Below are 21,345 nucleotides of genomic sequence, written 5' to 3'. Positions count from 1 at the left end.
TGCTGAGGTCGCTACTTGCGACATGCAAACTCGGGTGTACTTATAAGCGTGCCAGCGGGGACGCTGGCCCCTCAACCCCGGTTTCTCCGAGATACACATGACTGCCCGCCCGCCGATCGCCTTCGGGACGACGTGGCGCCTCGCCGGCGTCTACAAGCGCTACGGACACGACCTCGACCTGTGGCTCGCCGATGAGCCTACGACCGCGTTCTCGGATGCCTACTGCGGCGCCAAGGAGATCATGACGACTTCCGGCTACAGCTGGACGGACCGCGGCCACGACCGCCCCAACCTGGCGGCCTGCTGGTGGGATCTCGGCGCCCCGATCCACCTCTGTGACCTCGCCAACGCGGCCGATCGCGCCATCACCGAGGCGGCCGCCGCCCGAGCCGAGAAGGCCCGTGCCGCCGAGGAACGCCTTGCGGACGAGGTCGCCGAGGTCGCCCCGAAGGCGGCCCCGATTCGCGCGGAGCTCGCCGCCATGATCGCTGACCGCCCGTGGGCGATGGGCCGCCAGCTCGCCGAGGCACGCGAGCTCGTCGCGCTAGCGGACTGGACGCGGCACGGCCTGCAGTGCGCTGACCGGCTGCTCTCGAACGCGACGGGCAACATCGCACGGGCGGCCGAGCGGCTCGGCCGGACGCCGCCCGCGACGTGGTTTGCCCGCGCGGAGGACGCCGACGTCCGGGCGGCCGCTCTGTCGGCCTGCCGGATCCTCAGCGCGCTCGACAGCGATTGGGCCGCAATCGAGAACGGGCGAGGCTGATCGCAGGTGACGACGTGGACCGGGCACACGCTCAGCGAGATGGACGCACTGGATCAGGGCGAGGCCGCCCACGCCCTCGGGATCCTGCATGGCCACCGGCGTCAGCTCCCTGATCCACTGTGCGTCTTGCTCTTCGGCTCGGCCCCCACCCGGCGGAGGCGCCCCATCGCAGAAGACGCGCCCTCGCTCGCCCTCTGACTTTCACGCCCGCGAGGCACACTCCACGCACGGGCGGCCCCACTCCCGGGGCCACCCATCAGGACAGGGGGACGACATGTTGAGGTTTCTCGCCCGGATCATGCGGGCGCTCATGGGGGCGGTGACCATGCCGCTCAGGCTGCTCGGGCTCAGCGGTGGCGTCACGGCCGCGGACGTCGCCCGGGCCGCCTTGGACGAGCCTGCCCGGGCGGCCGCGCCCCGCGAGCTGAACCTCGGGCAGTTGCTGAGGGTGCATGCTTGGGACCGCGTCGAAGGCTACGACCGCGACCGGCCCGCCCGCCCGCCGCTGCCGGCCGACGCCGCGGCGTGGCTGTCCCGGCAGTCGAAGGAGCAGGTCCTGAAGACCGCCAACATGCGCCCGCACGAGATCGAGGCTCGCTTCAAGGCGGAGGTCGCCGCGGCGGCGGCCGCCCCGGCCGGGCTCGACCGCTCGCTGGAGGAGACTGGCCTCGCGCTGCTGCGGAAGCTGGGGCCGGCGCGGCAGAGGGACGATGAGACGTTCGCGGCCTTCGCCCGCCTCGCCTGAGCGGACCGCGCTACCGAGAGAGGCCGTCCCGGGAAACCGGGGCGGCCTTCGTCGTTTCAGGCGACCTGGAGCGCGGCGGCATACCCGCGGAGGGCGGCCCGGCTGCGAGCGAGGGCGGCATGCAGGGCCGCGTTCTCCGCGGCGAGGCGGGCGTTCTCAGCCTGCGCCGCGGCGGCCGCGCGCCGGGTCCGGCCGAGCTCCGCGACGAGCTGCGTGACGGCATCGCGGTCGTCGGCGCGCTGGTCGGCGATCGCGGTGACGACACCGTCGACTGCGGCGTGCATGACGGAGAAGGCCAGCGCACCGCGGCCGGCAACATCGGCCATGACGTGGGCAGTGACGGCGGTCATGGCATCTCTCCGGGCGGGGCTGATCTCGCACCCAAAAGATGGGCCTGGGCGGAGTCGGCCGTCAAGAATCCGTCCGGGCCGTCCACAAAAAGCGGTTAAAGCTTTCCTGGCCCCCTTGTGCCTTTCCCTGTGCGCCCGAATAGGGCGCACGTCAGCCTATTTGCGCCCACCATCAATAAACCGCCCCCAACATACCCCTAGATCGCGTTACCTGCCTGGATGTCTGGTGCGCACGTATAGTCGAGTGGATTTCTGCCCGACGAGTTCTCCCCCCATTACTCCTACCCTCTGCAACGCGGGATCGAGCCCCATACGTATAGTCTCGTATGCATACGTATATGGCATTCTCTCCTCATGGCCGCCGCGGCCAGCGAGGAGACCCTGATGCGCATGCCAATCCCCACCGCCGAGGAGACCGACGTCGAGGTCGACCTCGCTCCTGAGACGCCCCAGCAGAGGCGTCGCCGCGCCGCGCGGGAAGCCGCCGCCCGCACGGCGGACTGGCGGGCCCGCCGGGCCGAGGAGGAGGCGGCCGTGCGCCGGCAGGCCGCCCGGGACGCGGCCATCGTCGATGCTCTGGTCACGGCTGGCTACATCGCCGAGCAAGTCTCGAAGCGGACCGGGACGGCCGAGGAGCCGAGCTTCACGATCAAGGACGTCTTGCGGGTCGCCCGCGACAAGTTGGAGCACCTCGGCATGTCGCGCGCCGAGGCGCTCCGGCAGCTGCACGGCAGGTTGGCCCCGGGCGTCGCTTGCCCGTTCTGAGGGCTACGCCGGTTCGAAGCTGACGACGGCCCGCTTCCCGGCCGGCACCAGGATCATCTGGACGCTGTGGTCCAGCGAGGCGGCCACGGCGCACTGGCGGTCACCCTGACCGACGGGAAGTTGGAGCCGGCGAAGGGCGTGCAGGCCGAGTACGAGATGATGCGCGCCCTCAACCGTACCCGTATCCGACCGACCTGATATTCGACTGCACGATGCACATGGCCATGGATCCATAGGTCTGGTCCGCGCTCCATGATCATGTCCGTCAGGTCCGACGCGTAGCACCACGCTAGGTCGACGTGAGGGTCTGGCAGGCTGACCGGGTGCGGGGCGTGATGGGTCACGACCACGGTCGGGCCAGCGTGGTGCCGGGCCAGCTCGCCCTCGATGAAGGCCCGCGTGGCCCGGTGCATCGCCAGCACTTCGCCCGGCTCGATCCTGTTCCGGGAGCGGGGCCCCGTCCTGATGCGCCGGTAGTCCACCATGCCGTCGCGGCCCTGGGCGGTCCGGAAGGCTTGCGTGAGCCCGTGCGAGCCCAACCGAAAGTCCGTCCATAGGGTCCCGCCGAGGTAGCGCGTGCCGCCGATCACCACGACATCATCGAGCAGCAGGTGGATGCCGAGTGCGGCCGCCCGTTCCCGCCCGCGTTCAAACTGGTCATGGATCGTGTAGCGGTCCTCGCCCCGGTCCCACCAGTAATCGTGGTTCCCCGGCACGTAGACGACCGGCACGCCGGGCATGCGCTCGCCCAGCCAGTCGAGGGCGCGGGTCAGGGGCATGTGGACGTCGCCGGCGACCGCGACCACGTCGAAGCCCCCGGCAGGGGCGTGGGCGGCAGGATCCCAGGCGTTCTCGGGCCATTCCTGATGGAGGTCGCTGAAAATCCAGAGCCTGGACGGCGAATAAGGTCTCGGGGGATCGACGTGGGGTGGCATGGTGGCCTCGCGGGGATGCGGAGGCTCGGCACGCGGCGGGGCACTCCGGAATCAATCGGACGGGTGCAGGGCCGCGCGTTTCATGATGGGAGGTTTCCTGAAGAAGGCACGTGGATCGCCTGGACGTGAGCGACGGGCAACCGGTGGACGCGGGCGGTGATGGCCTTGTCCACCGCCAAAGTCGGATGCCGGCAGGTAAATGTCCCACTCAGGATCCCAGCGCACTCAAGCCGATGAGGGTGTCATCCCCCCTCCGGCAGGCGTCGAGCATTCGAATAGTCCCTGAGGATGCGCGGGGCTTCGCGACAGCATTCGGGGCGACCCGTCACCGCCAGAAGCCCCCGAACGACTTGGCAATGGCCAAATCGCGCGGCATTCCCTGGGCATGAACCGTCCCTTCACCCTGTACCTCGACGAGACCGGCAACCGGCATCCGGACAAGCGTCCCGATGCCGGGCGCGAGGGGCGCGACTGGTTCGCGTTCGGCGGCATCATGGTCCGTGGCGAGGACAACGACGAAGCCCGGGGGCTCGTCGATGGCTTCGCCGAGCGGTGGCGCCTGAGGGGGCCCGCCCACCTGACGGACATGCGCGCCGAGAAGGGCCATTTCGCCTGGCTTGAACGCCGCACCCAGGAGGAGCGCGACGCGTTCTGGACCGACTGGAAGGGCGTCCTCGTCGGCGCCCCGGTCATCGGGCTCGCGTGCGTCATCGACCGCCCGCGCTACCTCGCCCGCGGCTACCTGGCGAAGCACGGCAACGACCGCTGGCTGCTGTGCCGGAGCGCGTTCGACATCACGGTGGAGCGGGCGCCGAAGATCGCGAAGAGGGAGGACCGGAAGCTGCACGTCGTGTTCGAGGCCGACCCGAGCTTCAACAAGACGGTCGTGGGCTACTTCGACAACCTGAAGGAGAACGGCCTCGCCTTCGACAAGGCGAACAGCGGCAAGTACGAACCGATGCCCAAGGAGGAATTCGCCTCCATCCTGGGGCGCATCCAGTACAAGCCGAAGGCGTTCCCGCTGCTCCAGCTCGCCGACAGTTACGTCTACGCGATGGCGAGGGCCGGGTACGACAAGAAGTTCGACCTGTACCGGCACGTCCGGGACCGGGCCCGGATCGCCGATTTCGCGTTCCCCGGCGAGGGGGCGAAGCTCGGCGTGAAATACTATTGCTTCGACTAAAAACGAAAAAACCGGGCGATGCCCGGTTGCTCGCGGCCCCCATGCGGTGAGCCTAAGAGGCTTGCGGCCTCGGGAGGATAATTAAGCCCAGGCCGGCGAATGTCAAGGAGCGCGGGGTCGCGGATCATGGTCCGGAAGGGCCGATGACGATGCCATCAACCCGCGGTGCCCGTCCGTCGCTTCCGCCGCGAACTCGACCTCGACCGGGCAGTGGTCCGACCCCGTCCGGCCGGTCAGGTGTCGGCAGGCGACGAGATTGCCAAGCAACGCCGGGTCGACGAAGGCGTAGTCCAGTCGCCACCCGACGTTCCGCTCCCTGACCGTCGGGCGCATGCTCCACCACGTGTAGTGGCCACCGGCGGGCTCGAACCGCCTGAAGGCGTCGACGAAGCCGGATGCGAGCAGGCGGTCGACCCAGGCCCGTTCCTCCGGGAGGAACCCGGCGTTCTTGCGGTTGGCACGGGGATTGGCGAGGTCGGCCTCGGTGTGGGCGACGTTGAAGTCGCCGACGAGGACGAGGGGGCGGCCGCGGGACCGCAACCCGGCGACGTACGCGTCGAAGGCCTCTATGAAGGCCTGCTTCTCCGCCACGCGCGTCAGCATGCGGTGGCTGTGGGGCGCGTAGACGTTCACCAGGGTGAAGGCGTCGAGGTCGAGCGTCAGGACACGCCCCTCCGCGTCGGAGGCGTGCCCGATGCCGCGCGTCACGCCGCGGACCGGGATGCCCTCCCGGACCAGGGTCGCCACGCCGCTGTATCCGCTCCGTTCGGCGCCGTTCCAGTGCGCGACGTATCCCGCGAACCAGTTGGTCGTCAGCAGGTCCTCGTGGACCTTGACCTCCTGCAGGCAGACGACGTCGTTGCCGGCCTGGGCCAGCCAAGCCTCGAAGTCCTGCCGTACGGTCGCCCGGAGGCCGTTCACGTTCCAGGTGACGATCCTCATTGCCACCACGCCCAAAACAGGCGCCAGGCGAGGAACGACACGGAACCGAGAATGCCGAGCGTCAGGACGGCGATAAGGGGATAGACCACCTTCCCGGTGCGCGACCAGACATGGGGCAGCCAGTCGAGCAGGCTTTGCCGCCTGGACGGGCAGCACCCGTCCGACGCTCGCTCCACCTTCTCGTCGGCCAGGAATGGCACCCAGAACCGCTCGGCGAATTCCCGTGTCAGGAACTGGCCGTGGTCGGTTCCCGGATGGAAACGGTCCTCGACCGTGACGCCGGAGTGGAAGCCGAAGCTGCCGGAGTGGCCGTAGGCGGGGGACACCTTCGAGGCCAGGACGGGCCAGACATCCAGCGACCCGACGTCGTTCAGCACGGGAGGTCCGCCGGCGGCGAAGTCATACTCGGAGGGAAGGATCGAGCCGCACAGGATCACGCGGTCGAACGTCTCCCCTTCGGCCAGGAGCCGGCCGACGACGTACGAGCCGTAGCTGTGCGCGAGCACCGCGAACGAGGCATGCCCGTACCTGTCCCGGGCCCGCCGGATCTGCCTCCGGATGGCCTCGATGGCATTCCGCTCGCGATCCCGGAACCGCAGCGCGAACGGGAGGAGGTTCATCATGCCGTAGTTCGTCGGCACCGGTATCAGGCCCGCCTGTTCGATTGCCGGCTTCACATGCGACATCCACTGGGCCCGCGTCCGGATCCCATGGAGCATCAGCACGACGGTCTCGTCAGGGTTGAGCCGCCTGATGCGGGCCGAGTTCCAGGCGACCAGGGCGTTGGCGCATGCACGGACGACGTGGATGCCGGTGCGGTCCGGGACGCGTTCGCCGCCGCCCGATGCCGGGAGGCTGACCAGGCCAGCCTTGTGTTCCTGCGCCAGCAGCCGTCGCAGGTACTCGTCCTCGGGTCCGGCGGGCACGCATGCCACGACCGCGCGGTCAGGGACGGGCTTCGAGGCCATCGCGAGACAGAGCGCGCGGGTCTCGCCGTCGAGTGCGAAGATCACGAGGATCTCGGCGTCGTCGTATTCCGGCAGCAGGGTCCCGCCCTGGCGCGCGCCATGCTCGAAGGCCGGGTCGATCCCGTATCGCGCCAGCAGGCGCATCACATCGTGGACCACGTCATCGCCGGTGCCGTATCCCGGCGGGGAGACGAGCAGCACGCGGAACGGCGCCTCCGCCTCGCGGACCTGGTCCCGTGCCAACACGAACGACGAGCCCGGCTTTTCCAGGTACCCGTCGAGGACGCCGGCACAGTGTTCGAAGGAACTCATGCCGTCTTGGCTATGAACTGCCTGCCTCCGGACGTGATGGCGACGATGCCAGCCGTGTCCGTCTTGACCAGGCCCAGGTCCCCGAGCCCGTCCAGTATGTCTCCGGCTCCGGGGTCGAAGTCGAGCAGTCGGGAGGTCAGCAATGCGGAGCGTCGGATCGGCCCGCCGGTCGATAGGGTCGCCAGCATGTCGTGGGCCGCCACGCCGTTCGTGCATATGAAGAAGTCGCGGAACTCGCCCTCGTTGATGTCCCGGGACTTGGAAAGGGTGGTCTCGGCCCATTCCGTCAGGATGCCGTTCACCTCTTCGGACTCAATCAGCCAGATCGGTTTCGCGACGCTGGGCGCGCCGTCGGTTTCCCGATGCTCGCCCTGGAGCTGCGTGTAACGGCCGCCGAACACCGTGTACTGCACCGCGTCCCTTGTCGGGCCAGCCCAGAGATCCACCAACTCGTCGCCGATGAGGCGGACCGCGGAGAGCTTGTCGTTCCAGGCGGCGTTCGCCCATCGCCTGGCACTCCTCGCAGCGGCGCCTCGCCCTTGCGTCGGGCCGCCGACGGAGCCGTCATAGACGATCTTGAACCGAGTCTTTCCCTGCCTGGCGACCTCGGCGCACAGGCGTCGATGGAATGGGTCCGCGAGGGCGTTCATCTTGCCGGTGATGTGGATGCAGTCGCGCAGACCGCCATCCATGATCGCTTTCTGAAGCGTCCGGTTGGTGGTCGCGTGCAGCTTGGCGTTCGCGGCCTTGTCGTCCGGGCTGTAGGCGATGATCCGCATGCCCTTGAACGAGCCGGCGTAACCCGCTGCCCGTAAGGTCTCCTGCGCCCCGGCCGCCTGAGGACCCTTGCTAAACGGCCACATCGAGGTCCCCGCGCTTCCGGGCCGCGTCGTCCCAGCCGAGCCGATGGTCCCACACGTACTCCTCCTGACCCGGCTTGAACGAGAAGCACACCGGGACGAGGTCGCCGTACTTCCTGTGGCGGCTGCGGTTCGTGCAGGGGGTCATGCGGTTGAGGTCATGCCCGGCGAGCTCGTTCGCGTGCGACCGCTCCCAGCCGATCCTGCCCTCGCCCCAGGTCGCCACGCCGAACGCCGTGCAGATGAGGTTGGAGCAGATCCTGATGGTCCCGTTGGGGTGGACCATGACCCGCTCGCCGAGCTTCACCGGGCAGTACCCGTAGTAGTCCGGCGCCCGGGCGAACTCGGCCTTGGTCACGAAGCACTGGGGCAGGCGCACCTTGATCCCGAAGGCGCCAGCCCGGACCTTGGCGGACAGTTCCTCGTAAACGGGCACCCAGTCCTTCGGGCGGGGCGCGAAATCCCCCGTCCAGGTATCCATCGGGATGCCGACCTTGAACAGGTCGTGGAAGTTGACCTGGTGCACGCCGAGCCCCTCGACGAAGCGGATCATCCGTTCGAGGTTGAGCGTCCCCGTCTCGTCCCGGTCGAGGAACAGCCTCTGGACGCAGCAGGTGACGGTCACGAAGTAGCCGAGCGCCACGGACTTTCGGATCGCGTCGACGGCACGGACGAAGGTCCCCTTGCCGCGCAGCGGGTCGTTCGTCCCCGCCGAGAACCCGTCGAGGCTGAACGCGACCTCGTCGAGCCGTTGGAACGAGGGCTGTTCGAGCAGGGACGAGACGCGCTGCCCGTTGGTGTCGATCCTGACGTAGTCGTACCCGAGGGCGCGCGTCCCCTCGATCAGGTCCAGCAGCGGTCGCCCGCCTTGCCTATGTCCGTAGAGGGTCGGCTCGCCGCCGAGGAAGGTGACCTTGCTGGCGCCGAGGCCGCGGAACGTCGCGAGGAGGCCCAGGGCGTCGTCGAGCGCGATCTCCTCGTTGATGAAGTGCGAGATGCTGGGCTTGTAGATGCACTGCTCGCATTCGAGGTTGCACCGGTCGGTGACGTACATGAACACCTGGTGCAGGCGTCGGAAGTGGTGGGCGAACTCGGGGTCCGCCGCGAACGTGTTCGGCATCGAGAGACCGTCCTTCCGCCGGGTTCGTCCGTGCCCGAAATGAAACCATGGGGTCGCGTATTGGACAAGCGCACGGCGTGATTGCCCGTACGACCCTTCGAGGTCACCCACAAACTTCACTCAAGGATGACGCGCGGGAGAGTACCCGGTTCACTTCGCGACCGGGGCACACGCTCCTGAGGTGCCTCCCCCGATGCCGCCCAGCCACCGCAACCTTCCGGCTAGTCGCGACCTAACCCGTCCCAGATCCCGGAGAAAGACATGCGTGTTCCCATCGCCCTCGCCCTGACCCTCGCCGCCGTGACCGCCGCCGCGGCCGAGCAGTCCAAGGACGAGGCCGTCGTTATCGGTCCGTGGAAGGTCGAGGCAGTCACGAAGGGGCAGAAGTTCGAGCGCTGCACGATGACGAGGACCACGGACGACAACGTCGAGGTCGAGTTCGCCCGCGACGCCGCGGGCCTCGACCTGACGATGAGCTCGCCGAAGTGGAAGCTCGGGCGCGGCAAGAGCTACCCCGTCGAACTGGCCGCCGGGTCGTCCGTCCTGCAGGCGACCGTGGCCGCGTCCGGCAACGCCGTGTCGCTGCCGGTCAAGGATGAGCGGTTCCTCAAGTCCCTGAAGCTTGCCGACGCCCTGGACGTGAAGGGTGAGGGCGCGACCATCAAGGTGGCGCTCGACAAGAGCGCCGCGGGGCTGGACCGGCTGGAGGCGTGCTACGCGAAGAACGGGTCGGCGACCGAGACCAACCCCTTCGTCCCACCCAAGGCCAAGCCGTAGGCGTCAGCGTCGAGTCCCCGTCGCCATGGCGCCGACGGGGGTGGTTGGGTCAGCTCCCGACCGTACGACCTTCGGCCGGTCCTGCCCCGGTACCGCGAGGTGTGCCGGGGCTAGGCTCGGACGACATCTCAAGCGCCGGCCGGCACACCACCGGTCGGACGATGAGGCCGAGCCCGGGGGTGGCCTCTTCGTCCAGCCGGCCACCGCCAAGGTGAAGGCCTCGGCGGTGGCCTGTCGTGAAGGCACCGATGCCGCCCCGGAGGAGCGCGGCTTAGTACCCCCCGTAGTACCGCCGCGGGCCGTCGTAACCGTCCGGGCCGCGTCCGTAGCCGTCATACCCGCCGCGGCCCGGGCCACGGTAGCCGTAGCCATAACCGCCGCGTGGTCCGCCCCAGCCGCCCCGGCCCCAATCGTTCGGGCGGCAGCGCCCCCAGGGGTTGGGGTGGAAGCCGGGACCGCAGCCGCCGGCGACCCGCTCGACGATTGCCTCACGCTCGGGTGGCCCGAACCCGTATCCGACCGGGGCGGCAACGGCCGCCGAGGAGGCGAAACCTACTCCGATCAGAGCGGGGAGGCCCATCACCTTCAAGCCCGTCATGACTGCATCTCCAAAGGCCCGCGGCCCGACCATGTCGGTCCGGATGGCTTGGAGGATGCCCCTGGACGGCTGACCCGGATCTGAGGAGCTCGTTCATCCTTCCGATGGGTGCCACCCGCCTCAGAGCCGCCCGGTCACCAGCAGCACGATCAGGACGATGATCAGGATGCCGCCAAGGCCAATGCCGCCGATGCCGTTGTAGCCGCCCCCATAGTAGCCGTAGCCGCCACCGCCGAGCGCTAGCACGATCAAGACGATGAGGAGGATGGTGACGAGATTCATGCGTTGATCCTTGTTCCGCAGGAGTAGGCCGATGCCCGGCCGGGCCGCTCAACGCCCATTGAGGGACGGGCCGCCGGAGGTGCCGCCTGTGCCGGGCGGTCCGCCCGTCGGGGTGCCACCGATGTTCACGTCCGGTGTCGTGCCGGGAGCCGACGAGTTGCTGGGGCTGGCCTCGTTGCCCCGGGTGATCGGGCTGGGCCCGAGGTCCCGGGCGCCGGGACCGACGCCGCCAACGGTGGCGGGCGGGGTGACGCCGGTATTGCCCGCGCCGCCCGTCGTGACCTGTTGCGCCCAGGCGGAGCCGGCTACCATCGCTCCCAGGGCGGCCAAGAGGACCAGCTTCGTTCGCAGCACGTGATCGCCCTTCCGTACGCGACAGGACAGTGCCGGCCGCCATTCCACCTTTAGCAGCGTTCGCCCGGCTCAGTACCGGCCGCGCGGCGGCACGCCGTCCTCGAAATCGCGCCGGCGCTCCTCCCGGCGGATGTCGTCCCGGATGGCGTCGCGGCGCTCCTCGCGGAATTCCTCCCGGCGCTCCTCGCGGCGGATGGCGTCGTATTCGCGCTCGCGCGGCGAACGCGGGTCGACCCGGACGCCGCCGGGGCCGATGTCGATGCTTTGCGCCAAGGCCGGTACGGCGGGGAACAGGCCGGCGACGACGAGGCCGGCGGTCAAAAGAGCTTTCACGGGTTTTCTCCCAGGTTCGATTGATGAGGAAACAAGGTGATCAGCCCTCGTCATCGCGGGCGGGATCACGTGGCACGACGCCGGGCGTCCCAATCGGCGCCGACTCGGCGTCCGACGACGACGCCTGGGCCGTCCGGGCGCGAGCGGCCACCGTCGGCCCGGTGCGAACGGAATGCATCGTGGTTTTGCCCCGTCGCCGCGCCCCCGTCTCCCGGGGCGCGGCGCCGGGACCCGACATCGCCGCCGGCAGGACCGGCATCATCGTCATCCCGGCCGGTAGCGGCGCGGTCAGCCGCGGGGCCAGCACCGCCATCCCGGGCGACGACGCGCCTGGGCGCATGTACGGACCGTAAGGCGGATCGCTCCTGACCATGGCCACGGTCGACGTCGTAGCGGCATGCGACTGGACCGGCCGCGCGACACGGGGCGAATGTTCGAAGTTGCCCGGGTGCAGCACGCGCGCGGCCACGAGAAGGCCGATGGCGGCGATGGCGGCGGTGCCCAGGGTCGAGCGATAGCGTTCCATGGCCTCGCTAACAGGCCATGGAGTTCGCCGTTCCGTTCCATCCGCGCGATCCCACGGGGCGTGGCATCGCCGCAACATCCAGGGCGTCGCCGGCATGGACCGCTGAACGCATGCTACGCCAGGGACGGCTCGGCGTCCCAGACCAACCCGTTGGTCGCCCCCCTGGCCGCAAGCCGTGAGCGGGCCCGGCCTCAGCGCCGGAGGTGGCCCCGCAGCGTGCTGACGCGGCTGCCCACGAGGCGGACGGCCTTGCGGAGTTGCTCCTCGCTGACCCCGAACAGCCTGGCGTAGGACTCGCGGCTGGTCCGGTCATGGATGTCGAGGTGCGTGCGTTCGGTCTCGGTGGCCATCTGTGTTCTCTCCCTGACACGCCTCGCGAAGGGGCGCCGTCCACTGTCGGGACAACACGACCGCATCCTTCGTGTTGCCGCCCTTGGAGATGCGTACCACCGCTCATGCACAGGTTCGGCGGGCGATCCGACGGCGCATCCCGCCGTTCACGCGAGGCGATATTGGAACCGACCTTGAGCAAACGGGCAGATGCCGGCGGCGGAGGCTGCCTGCTTCCGCCGATCTGCGGTTCGTATCGGGTATGGAACCCTTCCGAAACGGAAACCAGGAGCGATGCGACCAATGACGTTTGGCGCTCTTCTTCTCCTATCCACCACATCGAACATTTCGTCGGCCGCGTCCGCCGGATGATCCGCGTTCGCGAGGGCCGCAGCCATGATCCATTGCAATCACCGCCACGACGGCGAGGACCGACCAGTCCTCGCCGAGGTCGCCAGGGTGCTGGCAGGGCGAATGGTGCCTCCCAAGAACGCGGACCTCCCGACGCGCCTGGCCGAACTCGTCGCCGCGCTGCTCGCACATGATGGCTCGCGCGGCGACCATCGACCGGGCGATGGCGTCCGTCGACCCAACGACGCTTGACCGGTTCCCGGCTTGCGCGGGCGTTCAGGCCGCTGCGCTCTCCGAACATGAGCGGCGGGAGCAATCGCCCCAGGACCAGGTGACTGTACAAACGGTGGCAGACGACCTGGTCAAGCCCTGGGCGGCCGGATGCCGAGCAGGCGGATGACCGCGAAGGCCAGGACCGCCGACGCCAGGCTGAGGCCGCACACGACGAGGAAACCGTGCGGATCGTCGCCCAAGGGCAACCCCTTCACGTTCATCCCGAACAGGCCGGTGAGGAAGGTCGGGGGCAGGAACAGCGCCGACAGCACCGACAGGACGTAGAGCTGCCGGTTCGTCGCCTCGGCGACGCGCTCGGACACCTCCTCCTGCAGCAGCCGAGCCCGCTCCGCCTGGAGGGTCATGTCACGGTCGAGCGCGTCGAGGCGCTGCGCGAGCCGCGCCGCCGCCGCGACCGCGGGTCCGTGCACGTCGTCCGTCGCCCCGTCAGCCTCCAGCCGGTGGAACACGGCGGCGAGGCCGGTGATCTGCCGGTGCAGGCGTACCGCGTTGCGGCGGACCGGCCCGAGTCGGCGGCGGTCGTCGCGGGGCCGTCCGTCGAGGATGTGATCCTCGATCCCGTCGAGCGTGTCCGAGAGCCCCTGCCCGGTGGTGGCCATCGCCGACACGGCGTGCCCGACGAGCGTCTCAAGGAGCAGCGTCGGCGAGGCGACGGTGTCGCCGCCCTCAACCGCGGCACGGGTTGCGTCCGGGCTCTCCGCCGGTCCGCGCCGACCGCTGACGAGGCTGCGCGGCCCCATGACGAAGTGGAGCCTGCCCGCCGGGGCCGGCTTCGCGCCCGGGCGTGCGATGTCCGCGAGGACGCCCCCGACGTGGTCGGCCTCGACCGTGACGCGCTGGTGCTCGTCATGCGCGAACACGGCGGTGGCGAGCCGGATGGGACCGAACTTGCCTTCGCCTGCAAGTCCCGTCAGATCAGCGGCATCCAGGTCGTAGTGCAGCCACAGGAACCCGCCGCCGAACGCGTCGAGGTCGGCCGTCACCTCCGTCGCCGGGACGGACAGCCCCCGCCCGTCCGCGTCGAACGCCATGGCCCAGAGCGGCTCGCCCTGCCGGGTCGATCCCAGGATAGCCTCGGTCTCGGTGGAAGTTTTCACCGGTCGGTCCAATCGGTTCATGGGTGAAGTCCAATCGATGCCCGACCCAATGGCCGCGCGCCGGCGAAAACCGAACTGGCGCCGTGACGTTTTGAGCCGTGGCACTGGGACCGTATGGTGCGGCTCGTAGCCGAATCGAGGGCGACCGACGAGCGGCATGGGCACCCCACCGGACATCGAAGCGACGCATCGCTTCCGAGCGGCGGGCAAGATGTCCAGCCCCTCGACCGAACTCGCGCGGCGGTGGCACGCCACGAACGCCCGCGCGTCCCGTGTCGCCCTCGCCCTGTCCCTCGCACCCATCGCCGCGGTCGCCCAGTCCGCGAACACCGGCGCCGGCGGCGACCCGCGCACCTCCGTCGCCCAGCCCGAGGTGTCGGGCAAGCCGTCCGCAGTAGCGACAACCTCGATCCAGTCCGTGCTCGGTGACGCGGCCGATCCGACCGGTCTGCGCCGCTTCTTGTCCGACCGTGGCGTCGTCCTCAGCTTCAACGCCATCGCCGACATCCTAGGCGACACCAGCGGCGGCACGCGCCGGACCGCGACGGTACTCGGGCGGCTCGACATGCAGCTCGACGCCGATCTCGACCGCCTCGCCGGCTGGCACGGCGCCGCGTTCCGGGTCGAGGCCTACCAGATCAACGGAGCCGGGCTGTCCCGGGCCGCCGTCAACGACCTCGCAGTGGTCAGCGAACTGGAGGCGCTGCCGTCCACCCGCTTGTACGAACTCTGGATCGAGCAGCAGCTTCTCGACGGGCAACTGGCGGTCAAGCTCGGGCAGGTGGCGGCCGACACCGAGTTCCTGGTCAGCCAGACCGCGACGCTGTTCATCAACTCGACGTTCGGCTGGCCGACCATCGCCGGGACCAACCTGCCGAGCGGCGGCCCGGCCTACCCGTTCGGCGCCCCGGCGATACGGGCCAAGTACCTCCCGACGCCGAACCTGTCGTTCCAGGTCGGTCTGTTCGACGGCGACCCGGCCGGTCCGGCACGGGCGTGGAACGACCCGGACCCGCAGCGGCGGAACCGCACCGGCACGAACTTCCGCCTGTCCGACCCGGCGTTCCTGATCGCCGAGGTCGCCTACGCCTACAACGTCGAGGAACGGGCCCGCACCGGCCAGGTCCTGGACGAACCCGGGACGGTGACGTTCGGAGGCTGGCACCATTTCGGCCGGTTCGATTCGCTGCGGGTCGACGACACCGGTCGCTCGCTCGCCGACCCCTCGACCAGCGGGGTCGCCCGCAGGTTCCGAGGCGATGACGGCCTCTACGCAATGATCGACCAGACCGTGTACCGCGAGCCGGACGACGCCGGGCAGGGCGCCAGCGCGTTCGTGCGGGCGGTGACGTCGCCGGGCGACCGCAACCTGATCGACTTCTACCTCGACGCCGGCATCGGCTACCGTGGGTTGCTGCCTGGGCGGTCGAACGACACGGCGGGCGTGGCGGTATCGTACGCGCGCATCTCGCCGTCGGCCCGGGGCGCGGACCGCGACACCATCCTGGAGACAGGCATCGCGATGCCCCGGCGGCGGCTCGAGGCGCTGGTCGAGGCGACGTACCAAGCGGTCCTCGCCCCGGGCGTGACGGTGCAGCCGAACCTGCAGTACGTCTTCCATCCGGGCGGCAACATCCCGGATCCACGCGACGCGCTCGGGCGGCGGATCAAGGACGCCACCGTCGTCGGCATGCGGGCGACGCTGACCTATTAAGTGGTGCCGAACGTCGCTCATGGCCCACCGGTGGGCACTGTGCGCCCGGTACCCGCGAAGGGTTTGCTCAGGACCGATGCCACCATCGCACGGTTCCGCCAAGGGCATACATTTGGCATGATCGCGCAGGTCAGGGACTACCATTCCGATACGGTGAGCAAACGGCTGGGTCATGGAGCCTGGGGGGGCACCGACCGATTGCTACCGGCGGCCAGGCCCAGTGCGTTTGGTCGGGTCGAGCGAGCTGTAAGCCTAAACGATCACCTGCGCCGACGACCCGCCGAGGGTATGGCCGAGAGACGATCCTGGACGACCGTCGCGACGGCACACCGTTCCGGAGCGGGCCCTGCGTCAGTCCCGTATTTGTTTCGGGGATGCCTGCAGAACTACCCAGCCAACCAACTCGACGTCACCCGCCGCCAATCGCGAGCGTACGTCTCGTTGACGGATAGGCACGCTACCGAAACCGGTCGGAGGCTGTGCATGCCTCCGCTTTGACGGCAGGGTCAGGACCGCGTGAGCGTCGGCGGGGGGCACGCAGCGTCCGGGTGCAATGTACGGATGACGCACGTGCCCACCCGTTGTCCCAGCCTTGTTCTTGACCGGCCCGTGTCCCGGCTTACAAGCCGAACTCCATTTCCGAACCATCCTCGGCCTCGCTCCCCGCGGGAAGGACGGTTGAACGCGGGTGAGACGTCGATGTCGTTGGTGAAGAGGACGCGGCTCTCGCCGCAGGAGGCCCCCGCCGAGGTCGTCGCGTCGGCACCTGTCCCGGCGCCGGCCGCCACCGCCGGGCGTTCCCGCGAGCGGTCACGGGCGCGGCGGCAGAAGGCGGCCGAACGGCTCGCGGCTGCGACCGAGGAACTCGCTGCGGGGGTGACCGAGGCGTCGTCCGCCGCGGAGGAGCTGCGCCGGTCGATGGAGCAGATCGCCGCCGGGGCCGAGGAGGCGGCGGGCGCCGCGCAGGAATCCCTCGGTGCCATCGGCGGCATCGTCGGGCGCCTTTCCGAGGCCCGGACGCGGGCGGACGCCTCACGGCAGTCCACCGCCGCGTTCCAGACGCTGCTGGCGGAGACCGGCGTCCAGATCGTCTCCTCCGTCGCCGCGGTGCAGGCGAACTCGGAACGGCAGTCGGCAACCGTGTCGCTGATCGAGCAGCTCGACCGGGGGGCCGCGAGCATCGGCGAGATCACCGGCACGGTCGAGCACATCTCCGACCAGACCAACCTGCTGGCGCTGAACGCCGCCATCGAGGCCGCCCGCGCCGGTGAGCACGGGCGCGGCTTCGCCGTCGTCGCGGACGAAGTGCGGGCGCTTGCCGAGACGTCCGAGGCGAGCGCTGCCGAGGTCCGGACGTTAACCGAGGCGATCCGCACCGAGGTCCGGGGCGTCGGCGAGGTCATCCGCGCCGCGGCCCTGGCGGCGTCGACGGAGGCGGAGGCTGGCGGACGCGTCACCGTCAGGCTGGAGACCGCGCGCTCGGAGCTAGGTTCGGTGTCGGAGGGCGCGCAGGCCATCCTCGCGGCCGCGGTCGAGGCCGAGACCGCCGTCCGCGAGGCGCAGCGCGGCGCCGAGCAGATCGCCTCCGCGGCCGAGGAACAGGCCGCCGCCGCGGGGGAGGCCCAGCAGGCCGTGGCGCAGCAGGTCCAGTCGCTCGACCAGGCGCAGACGACGGCGCAGTCCCTCGCCGGTCTCGCCGACGACCTGACGGGGAGCGGATCGGTGCAGGCCCGCGCCGAGGAGGTCGCCTCGGCCGCGGAGGAACTGTCCGCGACGGTTCAGGAGCTCTCCGGCGCGGCCGGCGAGATCCTCGCCGCCATAGACCAGATCAGCCGCGGGACCGCCGTCCAGAGCGCCGCGGCCCAGCAGTCCAGCGCCGCGATGGCGCAGGTGGAGCGCAGCGCCGCGGTGTTCGGCACGAACGCCACCATCGCCCGCGAGAGCGTCGCAGGCATCGGGGCGACCCTGGGCGACGTGCGTACGGCGGTGGGCTCCCTCGCTGACGGTGTGGAACGGTCGCTCGACGGGACCCGCGCATGCCTCGCGCGGATCGGCGAGCTGGAGGGCAGCAACCGCCGCATCGACAAGATCGTCGGCTCCATCGCCCTCGTGGCGGTGCAGGTGAACATGCTCGCGGTCAGCGGGTCCATCGAGGCGGCCCGTGCCGGAGAGGGCGGACGCGGCTTCGCGGTGGTGTCCAACGACATCCGTGCGCTGGCCCGCGACGCCGCCGAGAACGCCGAGCGCATTCGCGACACGGTGCGGGACATTCAGGACGGGGTGGCCGCCGTCCGCCGGGCCCTGGAGTTGGTCATCGCCGCGTCCGAGACGGAGGTCCAGCGCAACCGCGGCCTCGTCGCCACGCTCGTCGGCGTCGGGGACGACGTCGCGAAGCTGGAGGCCGGCAACGCCGACGTGCTGTCCGGCGCGGACGCCATCGTCATCGCGGCTCGGGAGGGGCTGAAGGGGGCGCAGCAGATCGCCGCCGCCGCGGAGGAGGCTGACCGTGCCTCGGCGGAGGCCGCCACCGCGGCGCGGCAGCAGTCGCGGGGAGCCGAGGACCTCGCGGCGAGCATCGAGGAGATCGCGTCGCTGGCCGACGAGTTGCAGGCCGTCGATGCCTGAGGCGGCCGGCACGGGCGACGCACGCTACCTCGTCTTCACGCTGGGGCCGGACGACTTCGCCCTTGACCTGGGCGTCGTGCGCGAACTCATCCGGCCGCCCCGGCTGACGCGCGTGCCCGGCGCCCCCGCCGCATTGGCCGGCTTGGCCAACCTCCGCGGCCTGGCGCTTCCGGTGCTCGACCTGCGCCGCGTCTTGCGGCCCGACGCGGAGCCCGCCGCCGAACCGACCCGCGTCGTGGTGGCGGAAGCGGGCGAGCCCGTCGGCCTCATGATCGACCGCGTCCTGGCATTCTCCGGCGGCGCCGGGGCCAGCGGGGGGGACGACCAGCCGGGAAGCCGGCGCATCGCCACGTCCGTCGGGTCGGGGCGAGCCCGCCTCGTCGATCTCGCCGCTCTGGTCGCCGAGGCTTTCCCCGAACGCAAGGCCCGTCCTGCAGCATCCTTCGCCGGGCTTCGGACGACCCGGGGTGGCGACGGCGGCGCCGCGGAGCGCATCGCCCTGGTCTCGTTCAACGCCGCCGGCCGGTCCTACGCCCTACCGCTCGAACGGGTCGCTGAGGTGCTCGCGCTGCCGCCCGACATCGTTCCCGTACCCCGGGCCGGCGAGGCGGCGCTCGGCGTCGTGGCGCGGCGCGGCGGCGTACTGCCGTTGCTGGCCCTGCCGACGCTGCTGGGCCTCGTCGCGCCCCGGCCGGGTCCGGACGCGCGCATCGTGGTCGCGCGGATCGGGGGAAGCGAGGTCGGGCTGGTCGTCGACGCCCTGGGGCCGATCCTGCGGCTCGCTCCGGACGCGGTGGACCCCGTGCCGGCGGCCTTGGGCCGGGGACGCGCGACCGCCGTGGAAGCCATCTGCCGCGTCGACGGCGACGGGACGCTCGTCTCCGTCCTCTCGACCGACCGTCTCCTGGAGGGAACGACCGTGACCGCCAACCCACCGCGATCCGCCGACACAACGCGATCGAACGGCGAGACCGGGGGGCGTACCGAGCAGTTCGTCGTGTTCGACGTCGCGGGCGAGAGCTACGGCGTTCCGGTGGCATCGGTGCGGGAGGTGCTGCGGGTCCCCGCGACGATGACGCGCCTGCCCCGTTCGCCCGACATCGTCGCCGGCGCCGTCGACGTGCGCGGGACCGTTCTGGCCGTCGTCGACCAGCGCCGGCGCTTCGGCTTGCCCCCGGGCGAGGACGGGCCCCGGCGACGCATCATCGTCCTCGAAGCGGCAGGCAATGTCGCCGGCCTGCTCGTCGACGGGGTCTCGCGCATGCTGCGGCTGGAAGAGACGGCCATCCGGCCGACGCCGGGACTTTCGGATGAGGCCGGGAACGCAGTCGACCGCGTTGCGACGCTCGACGACGGCGGCCTGCTGCCCATCGTGGACGCGCAGGCCCTCCTGGCCGGGACGGAGCGCAGTGTGCGGGCGGCGACGAAGACCGTCGCCCACCGGGCGCCGGGGTCGGACGCCCCGGCATGATCCGGCTGCTGGTCGTCGACGACTCCGCCCTGATGCGCAAGCTCCTGGGCGGCGTGTTCGCGGCGGAAGGGGACTTCGAGGTCGCCTTCGCTCGGGACGGCGACGAGGCACTGGCCGAGCACGCCCGCTTCAGGCCGGACGTGATCACCCTCGACGTCAACATGCCGGGCCTCGACGGCCTCGGCTGCCTCGACCGCATCATGCTCGACCGCCCGACGCCGGTGGTGATGGTGTCGTCGCTGACCGCGGTCGGCGCCGAGGTCACCCTGGACGCGCTGGGCCGCGGCGCGGTGGACTTCGTCGCCAAGCCCGGGGGCGCCGTCTCGCTGGAGATGGACCGCCTCGGGCCGCTGATCGTGCAGAAGGTGCGGGCGGCCGCCCGTGCCCGCCTGCGCCCGACGCTGCGCCTCGCCGAGCGCATCCGCGCCCGGACCGGCGGGACGGACGGTCCCTTGCCTCGGTCCGCACGGCGCCCCGCACGGACGGCATCGCCCGAACCGTCGACCGTCCAGCCGCCCGTGCCGGGCTCGGTCGGGGGCATCGTGCTGGTCGGCACATCCACGGGCGGGCCTCCCGCCCTCGACGCGCTGCTCTCCGGCCTGCCGGCGGACTTCCCGTGGCCGGTCGTGGTCGCCCAGCACATGCCGGGCAGCTTCACCGGACCGCTGGCCCGGCGTCTCGACGGCCTGTGCGCCCTTCGGGTCCAGGAGGCGTCGCGCCCGATGCCGCTGGCCCCGGGCAACGTCTACGTCGGCAAGGGCGATGCCGACGTGACCCTCGCGCGCCGCCCATCCGGCCTCGTCGTGCAACCGGTGCCGGCACGGACCGAATACTCCTGGCATCCCAGCGTCGACCGCCTGGTGGCCAGCGCGCTCGACCTCGTCCAGCCCGAGCGCCTGGTGGGCGTCCTGATGACGGGCATGGGACGGGACGGGGCGGAGACGATGACCGTGCTGCGGGGGCGCGGCGGCCGCACCATCGCCGAGAGCGAGGAGACGGCGGTCGTCTGGGGCATGCCGGGCGAGTTGGTCCGGGCGGGCGGCGCCAGCGTGGTCGCCCCGCTCGAAGACATCGCCGACGCCCTCCTGAGGATGGTGCCCTGATGCCGCTTGTCCGCCGCGACCCACCCGGACTGCCGAAGGCGGAAACCGCCACGCCGGCCGTCCGGTCCGCGGAGGAACTCGGCACGGCCCTGGGATCGGAGCGGGACCTGCGCGGGCGCGAAGCCCTCCTCGCGGCGCTCCTGGCCCTCGCGGACGCATCCGCCGCGACCGCGCTCGCCCGGCACCTGCGGTCGGAGGATGCCGGGCTGCGCAATGCCTGCATCGAGACGCTGCAGGCCATGCCCGCCGCGGCCCTCCCGGTCCTCCCGGGCCTGCTGGTTGATCCGGACTCGGACGTGCGGCTGCTCGCGACCGAGGTCGCGCGCGCCCAGCCCACCGAGGTCGCGAGCGCGTTGCTCGCCCGTCTGCTGGAGGGGGAGACCCACCCGAACGTCTGCGGCGCCGCGGTCGAGGTGCTGGCCGAGGCCGGGACGGCGGCGGCGCTGCCGGCGCTTCGGGCCGCCCGGACCCGGTTCGCCTCCGAGCCGTTCCTGCCCATGGCCATCGACATGGTGCTCGCCCGCATCGGCGCGGGGCGCTGAAC

The 21,345-nt window shown here is 70.7% G+C and carries 23 protein-coding genes; 10 read left to right on the top strand and 13 right to left on the bottom strand.

What is annotated here, in order from left to right:
- The first annotated feature begins 97 nt into the window (after positions 1 to 97).
- Both BLQ49_RS04970 and BLQ49_RS04965 read left to right on the top strand, forming a co-directional pair.
- Positions 98 to 766: a hypothetical protein gene (locus BLQ49_RS04970; RefSeq protein ID WP_244507435.1), complete on the top strand. Its 669-nt coding sequence runs from the start codon at positions 98 to 100 to the stop codon at positions 764 to 766.
- A 274-nt stretch (positions 767 to 1,040) separates the two neighbouring features.
- On the top strand, positions 1,041 to 1,511 hold the full coding sequence (locus BLQ49_RS04965; protein ID WP_091713792.1) for a hypothetical protein: 471 nt from the start codon (positions 1,041 to 1,043) through the stop codon (positions 1,509 to 1,511).
- Between the two features lie 56 nt (positions 1,512 to 1,567).
- Here BLQ49_RS04965 and BLQ49_RS04960 read toward each other — a convergent pair whose 3' ends face one another.
- Positions 1,568 to 1,861, bottom strand: a complete 294-nt coding sequence (locus BLQ49_RS04960; protein WP_091713790.1) for a hypothetical protein — start codon at positions 1,859 to 1,861, stop codon at positions 1,568 to 1,570.
- A 384-nt stretch (positions 1,862 to 2,245) separates the two neighbouring features.
- Here BLQ49_RS04960 and BLQ49_RS04955 point away from each other — a divergent pair, with 384 nt between their 5' ends.
- On the top strand, positions 2,246 to 2,626 hold the full coding sequence (locus BLQ49_RS04955; protein ID WP_143012207.1) for a hypothetical protein: 381 nt from the start codon (positions 2,246 to 2,248) through the stop codon (positions 2,624 to 2,626).
- A gap of 53 nt (positions 2,627 to 2,679) precedes the next feature.
- On the opposite strand, the gene BLQ49_RS04950 is transcribed toward BLQ49_RS04955, so the two are convergent.
- A complete protein-coding gene (locus tag BLQ49_RS04950; protein WP_091713787.1) occupies positions 2,680 to 3,561 on the bottom strand; it encodes a metallophosphoesterase in 882 nt (293 codons plus the stop codon).
- Between the two features lie 385 nt (positions 3,562 to 3,946).
- Here BLQ49_RS04950 and BLQ49_RS04945 point away from each other — a divergent pair, with 385 nt between their 5' ends.
- Positions 3,947 to 4,744: a DUF3800 domain-containing protein gene (locus tag BLQ49_RS04945; RefSeq protein ID WP_091713785.1), complete on the top strand. Its 798-nt coding sequence runs from the start codon at positions 3,947 to 3,949 to the stop codon at positions 4,742 to 4,744.
- Between the two features lie 102 nt (positions 4,745 to 4,846).
- Here the strand turns inward: BLQ49_RS04945 and BLQ49_RS04940 are convergent, their stop codons facing one another.
- The 4 genes from BLQ49_RS04940 to BLQ49_RS04925 all read right to left on the bottom strand — a co-directional run bounded on the left by BLQ49_RS04940 (position 4,847) and on the right by BLQ49_RS04925 (position 8,946).
- A complete protein-coding gene (locus tag BLQ49_RS04940; protein ID WP_091713784.1) occupies positions 4,847 to 5,686 on the bottom strand; it encodes an exodeoxyribonuclease III in 840 nt (279 codons plus the stop codon).
- Positions 5,683 to 6,855: a hypothetical protein gene (locus BLQ49_RS04935; protein WP_143012206.1), complete on the bottom strand. Its 1,173-nt coding sequence runs from the start codon at positions 6,853 to 6,855 to the stop codon at positions 5,683 to 5,685. Before BLQ49_RS04935 ends, BLQ49_RS04940 begins: the two co-directional genes overlap by 4 nt.
- Before the next feature lie 107 nt (positions 6,856 to 6,962).
- Complete coding sequence (locus BLQ49_RS04930) at positions 6,963 to 7,745, bottom strand: hypothetical protein (RefSeq protein ID WP_143012205.1); 783 nt, start codon at positions 7,743 to 7,745, stop codon at positions 6,963 to 6,965.
- A 70-nt stretch (positions 7,746 to 7,815) separates the two neighbouring features.
- Positions 7,816 to 8,946: a radical SAM protein gene (locus BLQ49_RS04925; RefSeq protein ID WP_091713778.1), complete on the bottom strand. Its 1,131-nt coding sequence runs from the start codon at positions 8,944 to 8,946 to the stop codon at positions 7,816 to 7,818.
- A gap of 261 nt (positions 8,947 to 9,207) precedes the next feature.
- Here BLQ49_RS04925 and BLQ49_RS04920 point away from each other — a divergent pair, with 261 nt between their 5' ends.
- Complete coding sequence (locus BLQ49_RS04920; RefSeq protein WP_091713776.1) at positions 9,208 to 9,723, top strand: hypothetical protein; 516 nt, start codon at positions 9,208 to 9,210, stop codon at positions 9,721 to 9,723.
- Positions 9,724 to 9,994: 271 nt separating this feature from the next.
- On the opposite strand, the gene BLQ49_RS04915 is transcribed toward BLQ49_RS04920, so the two are convergent.
- The 7 genes from BLQ49_RS04915 to BLQ49_RS04880 form a co-directional block, all read right to left on the bottom strand.
- Positions 9,995 to 10,321 carry a GCG_CRPN prefix-to-repeats domain-containing protein gene (locus BLQ49_RS04915; protein ID WP_091713774.1) on the bottom strand — a complete coding sequence of 109 codons (327 nt, stop codon included), beginning with the start codon at positions 10,319 to 10,321 and terminating at the stop codon, positions 9,995 to 9,997.
- Between the two features lie 120 nt (positions 10,322 to 10,441).
- Entirely contained in the window at positions 10,442 to 10,603 is a 162-nt protein-coding gene (locus BLQ49_RS04910) for a DUF3309 domain-containing protein (RefSeq protein WP_091713772.1), read from the bottom strand.
- 48 nt (positions 10,604 to 10,651) lie between these two features.
- The gene (locus tag BLQ49_RS04905; RefSeq protein ID WP_244507434.1) at positions 10,652 to 10,957 is read right to left on the bottom strand and encodes a hypothetical protein; all 306 of its coding nucleotides are present in this window, start codon (positions 10,955 to 10,957) and stop codon (positions 10,652 to 10,654) included.
- Positions 10,958 to 11,026: 69 nt separating this feature from the next.
- On the bottom strand, positions 11,027 to 11,290 hold the full coding sequence (locus BLQ49_RS04900) for a hypothetical protein (protein ID WP_091713770.1): 264 nt from the start codon (positions 11,288 to 11,290) through the stop codon (positions 11,027 to 11,029).
- A 40-nt stretch (positions 11,291 to 11,330) separates the two neighbouring features.
- Positions 11,331 to 11,816, bottom strand: coding sequence for a hypothetical protein (locus BLQ49_RS04895; RefSeq protein WP_091713768.1), 486 nt, complete (start codon positions 11,814 to 11,816; stop codon positions 11,331 to 11,333).
- A 191-nt stretch (positions 11,817 to 12,007) separates the two neighbouring features.
- Positions 12,008 to 12,166: a DUF3606 domain-containing protein gene (locus BLQ49_RS04890; protein ID WP_091713767.1), complete on the bottom strand. Its 159-nt coding sequence runs from the start codon at positions 12,164 to 12,166 to the stop codon at positions 12,008 to 12,010.
- Positions 12,167 to 12,859: 693 nt separating this feature from the next.
- The gene (locus tag BLQ49_RS04880) at positions 12,860 to 13,888 is read right to left on the bottom strand and encodes a CorA family divalent cation transporter (protein WP_244507433.1); all 1,029 of its coding nucleotides are present in this window, start codon (positions 13,886 to 13,888) and stop codon (positions 12,860 to 12,862) included.
- A 157-nt stretch (positions 13,889 to 14,045) separates the two neighbouring features.
- Between BLQ49_RS04880 and BLQ49_RS04875 the strand changes: the two genes are divergently transcribed.
- From BLQ49_RS04875 to BLQ49_RS04855, 5 genes are all read left to right on the top strand, one after another.
- Positions 14,046 to 15,602 carry a carbohydrate porin gene (locus tag BLQ49_RS04875; protein ID WP_244507432.1) on the top strand — a complete coding sequence of 519 codons (1,557 nt, stop codon included), beginning with the start codon at positions 14,046 to 14,048 and terminating at the stop codon, positions 15,600 to 15,602.
- A gap of 699 nt (positions 15,603 to 16,301) precedes the next feature.
- Positions 16,302 to 18,227 carry a methyl-accepting chemotaxis protein gene (locus tag BLQ49_RS04870; protein ID WP_091713763.1) on the top strand — a complete coding sequence of 642 codons (1,926 nt, stop codon included), beginning with the start codon at positions 16,302 to 16,304 and terminating at the stop codon, positions 18,225 to 18,227.
- The gene (locus BLQ49_RS04865; RefSeq protein ID WP_091713761.1) at positions 18,220 to 19,698 is read left to right on the top strand and encodes a chemotaxis protein CheW; all 1,479 of its coding nucleotides are present in this window, start codon (positions 18,220 to 18,222) and stop codon (positions 19,696 to 19,698) included. The genes BLQ49_RS04870 and BLQ49_RS04865 overlap by 8 nt, the downstream gene beginning before the upstream one ends.
- The gene (gene cheB / locus BLQ49_RS04860; protein WP_091713758.1) at positions 19,695 to 20,801 is read left to right on the top strand and encodes a chemotaxis-specific protein-glutamate methyltransferase CheB; all 1,107 of its coding nucleotides are present in this window, start codon (positions 19,695 to 19,697) and stop codon (positions 20,799 to 20,801) included. The genes BLQ49_RS04865 and cheB overlap by 4 nt, the downstream gene beginning before the upstream one ends.
- Positions 20,801 to 21,343 carry a HEAT repeat domain-containing protein gene (locus tag BLQ49_RS04855; RefSeq protein ID WP_091713755.1) on the top strand — a complete coding sequence of 181 codons (543 nt, stop codon included), beginning with the start codon at positions 20,801 to 20,803 and terminating at the stop codon, positions 21,341 to 21,343. Before cheB ends, BLQ49_RS04855 begins: the two co-directional genes overlap by 1 nt.
- The last annotated feature ends 2 nt before the right edge of the window (positions 21,344 to 21,345 follow it).

It is taken from the genome of Methylobacterium phyllostachyos, assembly GCF_900103445.1.
GTDB lineage: Bacteria > Pseudomonadota > Alphaproteobacteria > Rhizobiales > Beijerinckiaceae > Methylobacterium > Methylobacterium phyllostachyos.
The sequence above is the reverse complement of the archived record's forward strand: the minus strand, read 5'-3'. Positions and strand labels throughout refer to the sequence as shown.

Excerpts from the sequence above, each read along its gene's own strand:
- BLQ49_RS04970 (WP_244507435.1), top strand. The coding sequence starts at position 98 with ATGACTGCCCGCCCGCCGATCGCCTTCGGGACGACGTGGCGCCTCGCC.
- BLQ49_RS04965 (WP_091713792.1), top strand. The coding sequence starts at position 1,041 with ATGTTGAGGTTTCTCGCCCGGATCATGCGGGCGCTCATGGGGGCGGTG.
- BLQ49_RS04960 (WP_091713790.1), bottom strand. The coding sequence starts at position 1,861 with ATGACCGCCGTCACTGCCCACGTCATGGCCGATGTTGCCGGCCGCGGT.
- BLQ49_RS04955 (WP_143012207.1), top strand. The coding sequence starts at position 2,246 with ATGCGCATGCCAATCCCCACCGCCGAGGAGACCGACGTCGAGGTCGAC.
- BLQ49_RS04950 (WP_091713787.1), bottom strand. The coding sequence starts at position 3,561 with ATGCCACCCCACGTCGATCCCCCGAGACCTTATTCGCCGTCCAGGCTC.
- BLQ49_RS04945 (WP_091713785.1), top strand. The coding sequence starts at position 3,947 with ATGAACCGTCCCTTCACCCTGTACCTCGACGAGACCGGCAACCGGCAT.
- BLQ49_RS04940 (WP_091713784.1), bottom strand. The coding sequence starts at position 5,686 with ATGAGGATCGTCACCTGGAACGTGAACGGCCTCCGGGCGACCGTACGG.
- BLQ49_RS04930 (WP_143012205.1), bottom strand. The coding sequence starts at position 7,745 with ATGCGGATCATCGCCTACAGCCCGGACGACAAGGCCGCGAACGCCAAG.
- BLQ49_RS04925 (WP_091713778.1), bottom strand. The coding sequence starts at position 8,946 with ATGCCGAACACGTTCGCGGCGGACCCCGAGTTCGCCCACCACTTCCGA.
- BLQ49_RS04920 (WP_091713776.1), top strand. The coding sequence starts at position 9,208 with ATGCGTGTTCCCATCGCCCTCGCCCTGACCCTCGCCGCCGTGACCGCC.
- BLQ49_RS04915 (WP_091713774.1), bottom strand. The coding sequence starts at position 10,321 with ATGACGGGCTTGAAGGTGATGGGCCTCCCCGCTCTGATCGGAGTAGGT.
- BLQ49_RS04910 (WP_091713772.1), bottom strand. The coding sequence starts at position 10,603 with ATGAATCTCGTCACCATCCTCCTCATCGTCTTGATCGTGCTAGCGCTC.
- BLQ49_RS04895 (WP_091713768.1), bottom strand. The coding sequence starts at position 11,816 with ATGGAACGCTATCGCTCGACCCTGGGCACCGCCGCCATCGCCGCCATC.
- BLQ49_RS04890 (WP_091713767.1), bottom strand. The coding sequence starts at position 12,166 with ATGGCCACCGAGACCGAACGCACGCACCTCGACATCCATGACCGGACC.
- BLQ49_RS04875 (WP_244507432.1), top strand. The coding sequence starts at position 14,046 with ATGGGCACCCCACCGGACATCGAAGCGACGCATCGCTTCCGAGCGGCG.
- BLQ49_RS04870 (WP_091713763.1), top strand. The coding sequence starts at position 16,302 with ATGTCGTTGGTGAAGAGGACGCGGCTCTCGCCGCAGGAGGCCCCCGCC.
- BLQ49_RS04865 (WP_091713761.1), top strand. The coding sequence starts at position 18,220 with ATGCCTGAGGCGGCCGGCACGGGCGACGCACGCTACCTCGTCTTCACG.
- cheB (WP_091713758.1), top strand. The coding sequence starts at position 19,695 with ATGATCCGGCTGCTGGTCGTCGACGACTCCGCCCTGATGCGCAAGCTC.
- BLQ49_RS04855 (WP_091713755.1), top strand. The coding sequence starts at position 20,801 with ATGCCGCTTGTCCGCCGCGACCCACCCGGACTGCCGAAGGCGGAAACC.